This is a genomic window from Selenomonas sp. (assembly GCF_052169755.1).
Lineage (GTDB): Bacteria > Bacillota > Negativicutes > Selenomonadales > Selenomonadaceae > Selenomonas.
Genome location: NZ_JBQNBV010000093.1, coordinates 1 through 8,431, shown reverse-complemented (window position 1 = coordinate 8,431; position 8,431 = coordinate 1). Strand labels below are relative to the sequence as shown.

The 8,431-nt window shown below is 58.5% G+C and carries 10 protein-coding genes and 1 other RNA gene; 1 reads left to right on the top strand and 10 read right to left on the bottom strand.

The features are described 5' to 3' along the window. The 9 genes from ACTTKG_RS07525 to ACTTKG_RS07485 all read right to left on the bottom strand — a co-directional run. Window positions 1-971 (bottom strand): formate--tetrahydrofolate ligase (locus ACTTKG_RS07525; RefSeq protein WP_442673606.1); only part of this gene is annotated, 971 nt, incomplete at its 3' end. 12 nt (window positions 972-983) lie between these two features. After that, entirely contained in the window at window positions 984-1,847 is an 864-nt protein-coding gene (folD, locus tag ACTTKG_RS07520; RefSeq protein WP_442673605.1) for a bifunctional methylenetetrahydrofolate dehydrogenase/methenyltetrahydrofolate cyclohydrolase FolD, read from the bottom strand. Between the two features lie 14 nt (window positions 1,848-1,861). Continuing rightward, window positions 1,862-2,710 (bottom strand): 4-hydroxybenzoate octaprenyltransferase, encoded by an 849-nt coding sequence (locus ACTTKG_RS07515; RefSeq protein WP_442673604.1) that lies wholly within the window; start codon window positions 2,708-2,710, stop codon window positions 1,862-1,864. Further along, on the bottom strand, window positions 2,703-4,163 hold the full coding sequence (locus tag ACTTKG_RS07510; RefSeq protein ID WP_442673603.1) for a menaquinone biosynthesis decarboxylase: 1,461 nt from the start codon (window positions 4,161-4,163) through the stop codon (window positions 2,703-2,705). The genes ACTTKG_RS07515 and ACTTKG_RS07510 overlap by 8 nt, the downstream gene beginning before the upstream one ends. A 12-nt stretch (window positions 4,164-4,175) precedes the next feature. Next, a complete protein-coding gene (tatC, locus tag ACTTKG_RS07505; protein WP_442673602.1) occupies window positions 4,176-5,048 on the bottom strand; it encodes a twin-arginine translocase subunit TatC in 873 nt (290 codons plus the stop codon). Then, complete coding sequence (locus ACTTKG_RS07500; RefSeq protein WP_442673601.1) at window positions 5,045-5,248, bottom strand: Sec-independent protein translocase subunit TatA/TatB; 204 nt, start codon at window positions 5,246-5,248, stop codon at window positions 5,045-5,047. Before ACTTKG_RS07500 ends, tatC begins: the two co-directional genes overlap by 4 nt. A 3-nt stretch (window positions 5,249-5,251) precedes the next feature. Further along, window positions 5,252-5,575 carry a Sec-independent protein translocase subunit TatA/TatB gene (locus tag ACTTKG_RS07495; RefSeq protein WP_442673600.1) on the bottom strand — a complete coding sequence of 108 codons (324 nt, stop codon included), beginning with the start codon at window positions 5,573-5,575 and terminating at the stop codon, window positions 5,252-5,254. A gap of 56 nt (window positions 5,576-5,631) precedes the next feature. Then, on the bottom strand, window positions 5,632-6,606 hold the full coding sequence (locus tag ACTTKG_RS07490) for a polyprenyl synthetase family protein (protein ID WP_442673599.1): 975 nt from the start codon (window positions 6,604-6,606) through the stop codon (window positions 5,632-5,634). Between the two features lie 101 nt (window positions 6,607-6,707). Beyond that, complete coding sequence (locus ACTTKG_RS07485) at window positions 6,708-7,139, bottom strand: RrF2 family transcriptional regulator (protein WP_442673598.1); 432 nt, start codon at window positions 7,137-7,139, stop codon at window positions 6,708-6,710. Between the two features lie 194 nt (window positions 7,140-7,333). On the opposite strand from ACTTKG_RS07485, the gene deoD reads away from it, so the two are divergent. Then, window positions 7,334-8,047: a purine-nucleoside phosphorylase gene (deoD, locus tag ACTTKG_RS07480; protein WP_442673597.1), complete on the top strand. Its 714-nt coding sequence runs from the start codon at window positions 7,334-7,336 to the stop codon at window positions 8,045-8,047. An 88-nt stretch (window positions 8,048-8,135) separates the two neighbouring features. Here deoD and ssrA read toward each other — a convergent pair. Then, window positions 8,136-8,431: a transfer-messenger RNA gene (gene ssrA, locus ACTTKG_RS07475) on the bottom strand; the annotation flags it as partial.

Sequence of the window (8,431 nt, the reverse complement as noted above, 5' to 3'; positions counted from 1 at the left end):
GCGTCGGGCGAAATTCCCGCAAAGCGGCACTTGATGTCGAGGAACTTCTCCGCACCGAGATCGGCGCCGAACCCCGCCTCCGTCACGACGACGTCGGCGAACTTCAACGCGAACTTCGTCGCCATGATGCTGTTGCAGCCGTGCGCGATGTTGGCAAAAGGACCGCCGTGGATGAAGACGGGCGTGCCTTCGAGCGTCTGCACGAGATTCGGCTTGATCGCGTCCTTGAAGAGCAGCGCCAGTGCGCCCGTCGCGCCGAGCTCGTCGGCACGCACAGCTCTGCCCGAGCGCGTGTAACCGATGACGATGCGTCCGAGGCGCTCCTTCATGTCCATGAGGTCGCGCGAGAGACAGAGGATCGCCATCATCTCCGACGCCACCGTGATGTCGAAACCCGTCTCACGCGGCACGCCGTGCGCCTTGCCGCCCATGCCGATGACGACGTGGCGCAGTGCGCGGTCGTTGAGATCGAGGACGCGCTTCCATGTGATGCGGCGCACGTCGAGATCGAGAGCATTGCCCTGCTGGATATGGTTGTCGATGATGGCGGCGAGGATGTTGTGCGCCGTCGTGATGGCGTGAAAGTCTCCCGTGAAATGCAGGTTGATGTCCTCCATCGGCACGACCTGCGCATAGCCGCCGCCCGCCGCGCCGCCCTTCATGCCGAAGCACGGCCCCATCGACGGTTCACGAAGCGCCGCCGCCGCCTTATGACCTCGGCGAGAAAGCGCATCGGCAAGCCCGACGCTCGTCGTTGTCTTGCCCTCGCCCGCCGGCGTCGGGTTGATCGCCGTGCAGAGGATGAGCTTGCCGTTCGGCTTGTCCTTGACGCGCTGCCAAGCGTCGAGCGTGACCTTCGCCTTATATTTGCCGTAAAGCTCCAAGTCGTCAAGCGCAAGACCGATCTTCGAAGCGATCTCCTCGATCGGCTTCATCCTCGCCGCTTGTGCGATTTCCACATCAGATTTCATGGCTGCCCCTCCTCACTTCTCCAGCCGCATCTTCGCCGCCTGCACCGTGTTCGCCATGAGCGTGGCGATGGTCAGGAGTCCGACGCCGCCGGGCACGGGCGTGATCGCGCCCGCGACTTCCTTCACGGCGTCAAAATCGACGTCGCCGACAAGTTTCTTCTCGGCGATGCGGTTGATGCCGACGTCGATGACCGTCGCGCCGGGCTTCACCATATCCGCCGTCACGAAGCGCGGCTTGCCGACGGCAGCGACGAGGATATCCGCCTCGCGTGCGACAGCGGCGAGATCTTCCGTGCGCGAGTGACAGACCGTGACCGTCGCATTCTCTGCGAGCAAGAGCTGGCTGATCGGCTTGCCCACGATATTGCTCCTGCCGATGACGCAGGCGCGTTTGCCCGCGACGGGAATCCCCGCGAGCTTGAGCATCTTCATGCAGCCTGCAGGCGTACACGGCACGAGCGAATGTTCTCCCGCGACCAACCGCCCGACATTGATCGGATGGAAACCGTCGACGTCCTTTTTCGGGTCGATGCGCTCGATGATCTCCGCCGCGCTCTTCGCGAGGTGCGCGGGCAGAGGAAGCTGCACGAGGATGCCGTCGATGCGGCGACTCGCATTGAGCCGGTCGATCTCGGCGAGAAGATCCTCCTTCGTCGTCGTTTCGGGCAAGGCGATCAGAGCGGAAAAAAAGCCGAGCGCCTCGCACGCGCGTTCCTTGTTGCGCACATAAACCTCGGACGCCGGATCTTCGCCGACGATGACGACGGCAAGCCCCGGCATCCTGCCGAGTACGGTGCGCAAAGCCAGCGCCTCCTCCCGCGCCTCGTCCTTAATCTTTTGGGCAAAAACCTTGCCTTCGAGCAATCGGGCTGTCATATTTCACTCTCCCATCAAACGTACAAGCTCGCCACGGTAAAGATGAGCATGGCGATGGAAACGATGCCGTTGCGCATGAAGTAGCGCTGCGTGACGCGGCTGTAATCGTCAGCGCTCACGATGCGGTGCTGGTAGACGAGCGTTCCTGCCGCGACGCCCACACCGATGAAGTAGAGCCACTGCAGTTCCATGAGGATGCCGAGGCCATAGAAGCACGCGATACTCGCGGCGTGCACGAAGCGGCAGATGACGAGCGCTCCGTGCGCCGTGAACTGCGTCGCCAGCGAGTGAAGTCCCTCGGAGCGGTCGAACGCTTCATCCTGCGAGCCGTAGACGGCATCGAACGCACCGATCCAAAGCGCCACGGCGACGCAGAGGACGACGGCGGGCAGAGGAAGCTCTCCCGTCACCGCGACCCAGCTGCCCGCCGGCGCCATAGCGATGGCGATTCCCAGCACCAAGTGACACAGGAATGTGAAGCGCTTCGTATACGGATAGATCAAGAACGGCACGACGGCGACGGGCAGAAGCCAAAGACAGATCGGTCTGAGCTGCGCCACCGCCAAGATACAGACGATGAGATAAAAAACGATCGAGAGCTTCGCCTCGCGCGGCTTCAAGTCGCCTCGCACCATAGCGCGTGAGGCGAGCCGCGGCTGCTTCTTGTCGTACTTCAAGTCGGCGAGGTTGTCCAAGGCGAGCGCCGCGCTCCTCGCGCCTGCGATGGCGACCGTGATCCAGACGAGATCCATCACGGGCGGCATCCCCCCCGCCGCCAGAAACGCGCTCATGTAGGCAAACGGCAGGGCAAAGACGATATGATGGAGCGCGATGTTGTTGATGTGCGCACCGAGTTTAGCCAAGTCCGAGTTCCCTCCACTTCGCATCGACACGCGCCTTGACCTCGTCCGTCATGACGATCTCGTCCGGCCATTCGCGCGTATGCCCCTCTTCCGGCCACGACTTCGTCGCATCGATGCCGAGTTTCGTGCCCCACTTCGCCATCGGCGAGGAGTGATCGAGCACGTCGAGAGGCCCTTCGACCATCTCCAGATCGTACTTCGCGTCGATATTATTGAAGACGCGCCACCAGACTTCCTTCATATCCTGCACGTTCACATGCGCGTCGACGACGATAATCATCTTGCAGAACATCATCTGCCCCATGCCCCAGATCGCGTGCATGACGCGGCGCGCCTGCATCGGATACGTCTTCTTGATGGAGACGACGCAGCAGTCGTGGAACACGCCTTCGAGCGGCATGTTGATGTCGATGATCTCGGGTACCATCTGCTGCAGGAGCGGCAGGAAGATGCGCTCCGTCGCCTTCGCGAGGAAGCAGTCCTCCATCGGCGGCTTGCCGACGATCGTCGCCGGATAAATCGGATTCTTGCGGTGCGTGATGCAGGTGATGTGAAACACGGGGTAATCGTCCGCCAGAGAATAATAGCCCGTATGGTCGCCGAACGGCCCTTCGCGGCGGCGCTCGCTTTCCAGCACATAGCCTTCCAAGACGATCTCGCTCGTTGCCGGCACCTCAATGTCGACCGTCTTGCACTTGACAAGCTCGACCGACTTGTGACGCAGAAAGCCCGCGAAAACCATCTCGTCAATGTCGCGCGGCAGGGGCGCCGTCGCGGCATACGTGAGGACGGGATCCGTGCCAATGGCGACGGCGACCTCGATGCGGTCCTTGCCCTGCTCCTTTGCCGCACGGAAGTTCTCCGCACCGTTTTTATGAATATGCCAGTGCATGCCCGTCGTATTCTTGTCGTATTTTTGCAGACGATACATGCCGACGTTGCGCTTGCCCGTCTCGGGATTCTTCGTAAAGACGAGCGGCAGCGTGATGAAGGGCCCGCCGTCCTCGGGCCAGCACTTCAAGATCGGCAGGATGTCGAGCGACGGATTGTCCATCTCCACAACTTCCTGACACGGCGCTTTCTTGACGTACTTCGGGAAGTTCACCGCCTTGCGCATCTTCGGGATGAGTGTGACGAGATCCATCTTGTTCGCGAGCGAGATCTTCGGCAGACGCATGAAATCGCGCAGATCGTCGGCGATTTCATCGAGACTCTCAACGCCTAAGGCGATGCTCATGCGCTCCATGCTGCCGAAAGCGTTCATGAGCACAGGCATGTCATAGCCCTTGACGTTCTCGAAGAGCAGCGCGACGTTCTTCTCGCCCTCCATCTTGGAAACGCGGTCGGTGATCTCGGTGATTTCGAGCTCGGCGTCAACCTCCGTCTTGATGCGGCGCAAAAGCCCGCGCGATTCCAGTTCCTCAATAAACTCGCGTAAATCCTTGAAAGCCACGAATATTCCTCCTTATTTGCGCAAAACGAAACGAACGATGACGTAGCTGATCTCATAGAGGAGGATCATGGGCACGGCGATCATCGTCTGAGAAAAAACATCGGGCGTCGGGGAAATGACAGCGCCGATGACGAAAGACAGAAACACCACGATGCGCTGCTGCTTCCAGAGAAAAGCAGAGCCGACGAACCCGAGCTTCGCGAGAACCACGATGATGAGCGGCAGTTCAAAGATGCAGCCGAAAGGCAGGATGAACGCCAGCACGAAGTCAAGGTACTTTCCCAAGGAAAAAAGCGGCTCCAGATTGTCCGTGCCAAAGCCTATGAAGAAGCGGATGGCGGCAGGCAATACAAGGGTGAAGGAAAAGGCGATGCCGACGACGAAAAGCACGACGGAAAGCGGCACGATGAGGAGCAGCGCCTTCCTCTCGCGCACGGTCAAGGCCGGCAGGATGAAACGCCAAATCTCGTAGAAAATGACGGGCAGAGCGAGCAAAAAGCCGCCAAAGACCGCAATCTTCAGATAGGTGAAGAACGCCTCTGCCGGCTGCATGTAGTAGAGTTTTCCCGCAGGCGCTGTCAAGTAGCGCATGATCTCATCGATGTAGAAGTAAGCGACGCCGCTGCCGACGGCGACGGCGGCAATCGAATAGATCAGCCGCTTCCGCAGCTCTTCGAGATGCGCGATGATAGACATGCTGCCGTCCTTGCGCTCCTCCGGCGCCTGCGGCTGCGCTTGTTCTCGCGGTTCAGACGGCTGCTGCATCGACGGCTCGTGCATCTGCCGGATCGGCGACTCGGGCGGCTGCTGCATCTGCGGCTCGTGCCCTGCCCCCGCCTGTCCATCGTTCAAGCCTTGCGGCTGCTCATGTTTTTCGTATGTCATTTTTCGCTCTTCTCGTCTTTTTTAGCAGGCGTCGGTGGCTCGGGCATGACGTCAACGGTACTCTTTTCGACCTCGTCCTTGCCTTCCTTGAACTCCTTCACGCTCCTGCCGAGCGCCTTGCCGATCTCAGGCAGTTTGCGCGGGCCGAAGATGATGAGTGCAACGAGGAGGATGGCTCCAAGCTCATAAAGGCTCAACATTTCCTATCTCCCCTCGCTTTCCTGCTTCTTGACTGCATCGCCTTCTGCGGCAGTCGTTTGCGCTCCATTCATCGGCTCGGGTGCAAGCGGCTGCTGCCCCGCCGGCGGTTCGGCAATCGTCTGCATCGGCGGCTGCTGCACACTCGGCTGCGGTGCGGCGCTCTCGATCGGCTTATTCACGTCGGACATCAGATTGTTCGTCGCCTTTTTGAACTCGCTGAGACCCTTGCCGACGGCGCGTCCGATCTCGGGCAATTTGCCCGGGCCGAATACCACGAGCGCGATGACGAGGATGAGGATGAGCTCAGGAAAGCCCAAATTGAACATAGCTTTTCCCCCTTAAAGAACTGCGCAAAGCAAACCTTGCATACTTCAAGCAAAACTTACGATTCGCGCTTCGCGATGTAGTCCGCCGCCTTGCAGAAGGTATCGCGCACCTCGTTGGGCAAAGCAGCGGGCAGAGATTCCTTCGCCTCGGCGAGGAACTCGCGCACCTTGGCACGCGCATACGCAACGCCGTCGGATGCACGCACGATGGCGAGCGCACGCTCGACATCCTCGCGCGTCATCGAAGGATTCGTCACGATGGAAAGAAGTTCCTCTCGCTCGGAGCTGACCTCAAGTGCACGAATCACGGGCAGCGTCACGATGCCCTCATGGATGTCGTTGCCCGCCGGCTTGCCGATCTTCTTCTTATCCGAGGTCAAGTCGAGAAGGTCGTCCGTGATCTGGAACGCCATGCCGACGTACTTGCCGTAAGCATGAAGCCCCCGTTCTGCCTCCGCGCCAAGATTCGTCGCGATGGCGCCCAGCTCACAGCAAGTGGCGAGGAAATTCGCCGTCTTCTTTGCGATGCGCTCATAATACTCCTCGACATCACGCGAGGCGCGATAAAGCTCCTTGTTCTGGATAATCTCGCCCGAACTGAGATCCATGATGAGCTGCGCAACGCGCCCCGAAACGCGCTCGCCGAAGCCGTTCTCGACGATGAGCAAAAACGCGCGTGCGAAGAAGTAGTCGCCCGAGAGAATCGCCTGCTGATTGCCCCACATGGCATTCGCCGTCACCGCGCCGCGCCGTGTATCGGCATGGTCGAGCACGTCGTCATGGACGAGCGACGCCATGTGGATCAGCTCAAGCGCAACGGCGAGCGGCATCATTTTTTTCGCGTCGAAATCCTTGCTAGAGCGTGCCGCAAGCAAGAAGAGCGCAGGGCGCAGCCTCTTGCCGCCGGATTCCACGAGATGCGTGCCGATCTCCGTGATGCGATCCACGGGCGAAACGACAGCCTGCAAAAGTTCCCTCTCCAGCAAGGCAAGATCTTTTTTTATTAAAAGAAACATCGAATGGATGAACATCCCATCACCTACATGCCTACAATTTCATAATGCTCTCATAAGTTTACACCATTCAAGCGTTTTTGTCATGAACTTTCTTCTTATGCCAAGCGCAGAAAATCCTAAAGCAGCTTTGCATCAAGCTCCTGCTGCCACGCAACGAGATCGGCAAGCGAGACATTTTCAATGATGTCCTTCATCGCCTCGTGCAGCCTTTGCCACAGAAAGAGTGTAGCACATCGCTCGTGCCGTGGACAGTCGTTCTCATCCATATCCATGCAGGCGACGGGAGCAAGACTTCCCTCGATCAGACACAGGATGCTGCCCGCCGTATATTCTGCCGGCGCACGCATCAGGCGATAGCCGCCCTGCGGTCCGCGGCTGCTCTTGACGAAGCCCGCCTTGTTCAGCACGGAGACGATCTGCTCCAAATACTTTTCCGAGATCTCCTGCCTTCGCGCAATATCCTTGATGCGCACCGGCTCCTCCTGCCCGTTTATGGCAATGTCCATCATGAGCCGCAGCGCATACCGTCCTCTCGTCGAAATCTTCATATTTCTGCCTCCATTTGGATAAATTTATACGCACAAACATCCGCTTTACAGACTGCGTTTCATATATATCGTTCCTATATGATATATTTATACCTATACTATTATAGCGCATTTTCCCCTCGCTGTCTCCCTTGCAAATTCCTGCACATCCCTTATAATATTCCTATAAACACCATTCCAAGGAGGAATCCATCATGCCAACACCACACAACGCCGCCGAGATCGGCGACATTGCCGAGCGCATCCTTCTGCCCGGCGATCCCCTGCGTGCGAAGTACATCGCTGAGAACTTTCTCACAGACGCTAAGGAATATTCACATGTGCGCAACGTGCTCGGCTATACGGGAAGCTACAAGGGCACGCCCGTTTCCGTGCAGGGCACGGGCATGGGTATGCCGTCCATCACCATCTATGTGCACGAGCTAATCAGTATCTACGGCGTGAAGAAGCTCATCCGCGTCGGCAGCTGTGGCGCACTCGCCAAGGATCTCCATATCCGCGATGTCGTCATCGCGCAGGGAACGACGACAGATTCTTCCATGCCAAAAAACATCTTCGGCGCATCTGTCCACTTTGCACCGCTCGCCGACTTCTCGCTCTTAGAAAGCGCCGTGCGTCATGCGCGTGAAAAAAATCTGCCCGTGCGTGTCGGCAACGTATTGTCGCAGGATCGCTTCTACGACGACGAAATCGACTTCGCCAAGCTCCTCGACTATGGCGTGCTCGCCGCCGAAATGGAGACGGCGGCGCTCTACCTGATCGCAGCCAAGTTCGGCGTGCAGGCGCTCGGCGTCTTCACGGTCAGCGACCACATCACCTGCGACGAAGCGCGTGCGACGCCCGAAGAGCGCGAACGCTCCTTCAACGACATGATTGAGCTTGCCTTGGACAGCATCATTGAGGAATGATCTTCTGCACGCAAAGGGGCTGTGACAAAATACTTTCGCATTTTGTCACAGCCCCTTTATTATCTGAGCGGCACTGCCGCTTTTTGTCTGGTGGAGACGAGGAGAATCGAACTCCTGTCCGAAAGCATTGTTTCATCGGCTTCTCCGAGCGCAGTCTGTGCTTTAATTTAAGAATCCGACCGCCCACAGACAGGCTTCCGTCATCCGATTTCGCAAAAAGTTCCCCTTCGAGCCTGCGAAAATCAGCTCTTGAGTATCCCGCAGTCGTCCTCTTATCCGCTCAGGCGGGAGCCAAGCGAACAGAGGCTGGCGTTAAGCCGCCAGAGCGTAGTCTTCGTTTGCTTCTATATTTAAATAAAAGTTTCACCTTACTGACGGGATGAT

Excerpts from the sequence above, each read along its gene's own strand:
- tatC (WP_442673602.1), bottom strand. The coding sequence starts at position 5,048 with ATGACATACGAAAAACATGAGCAGCCGCAAGGCTTGAACGATGGACAG.
- ACTTKG_RS07500 (WP_442673601.1), bottom strand. The coding sequence starts at position 5,248 with ATGTTGAGCCTTTATGAGCTTGGAGCCATCCTCCTCGTTGCACTCATC.
- ACTTKG_RS07495 (WP_442673600.1), bottom strand. The coding sequence starts at position 5,575 with ATGTTCAATTTGGGCTTTCCTGAGCTCATCCTCATCCTCGTCATCGCG.
- deoD (WP_442673597.1), top strand. The coding sequence starts at position 7,334 with ATGCCAACACCACACAACGCCGCCGAGATCGGCGACATTGCCGAGCGC.
- folD (WP_442673605.1), bottom strand. The coding sequence starts at position 1,847 with ATGACAGCCCGATTGCTCGAAGGCAAGGTTTTTGCCCAAAAGATTAAG.
- ACTTKG_RS07490 (WP_442673599.1), bottom strand. The coding sequence starts at position 6,606 with ATGTTCATCCATTCGATGTTTCTTTTAATAAAAAAAGATCTTGCCTTG.
- ACTTKG_RS07485 (WP_442673598.1), bottom strand. The coding sequence starts at position 7,139 with ATGAAGATTTCGACGAGAGGACGGTATGCGCTGCGGCTCATGATGGAC.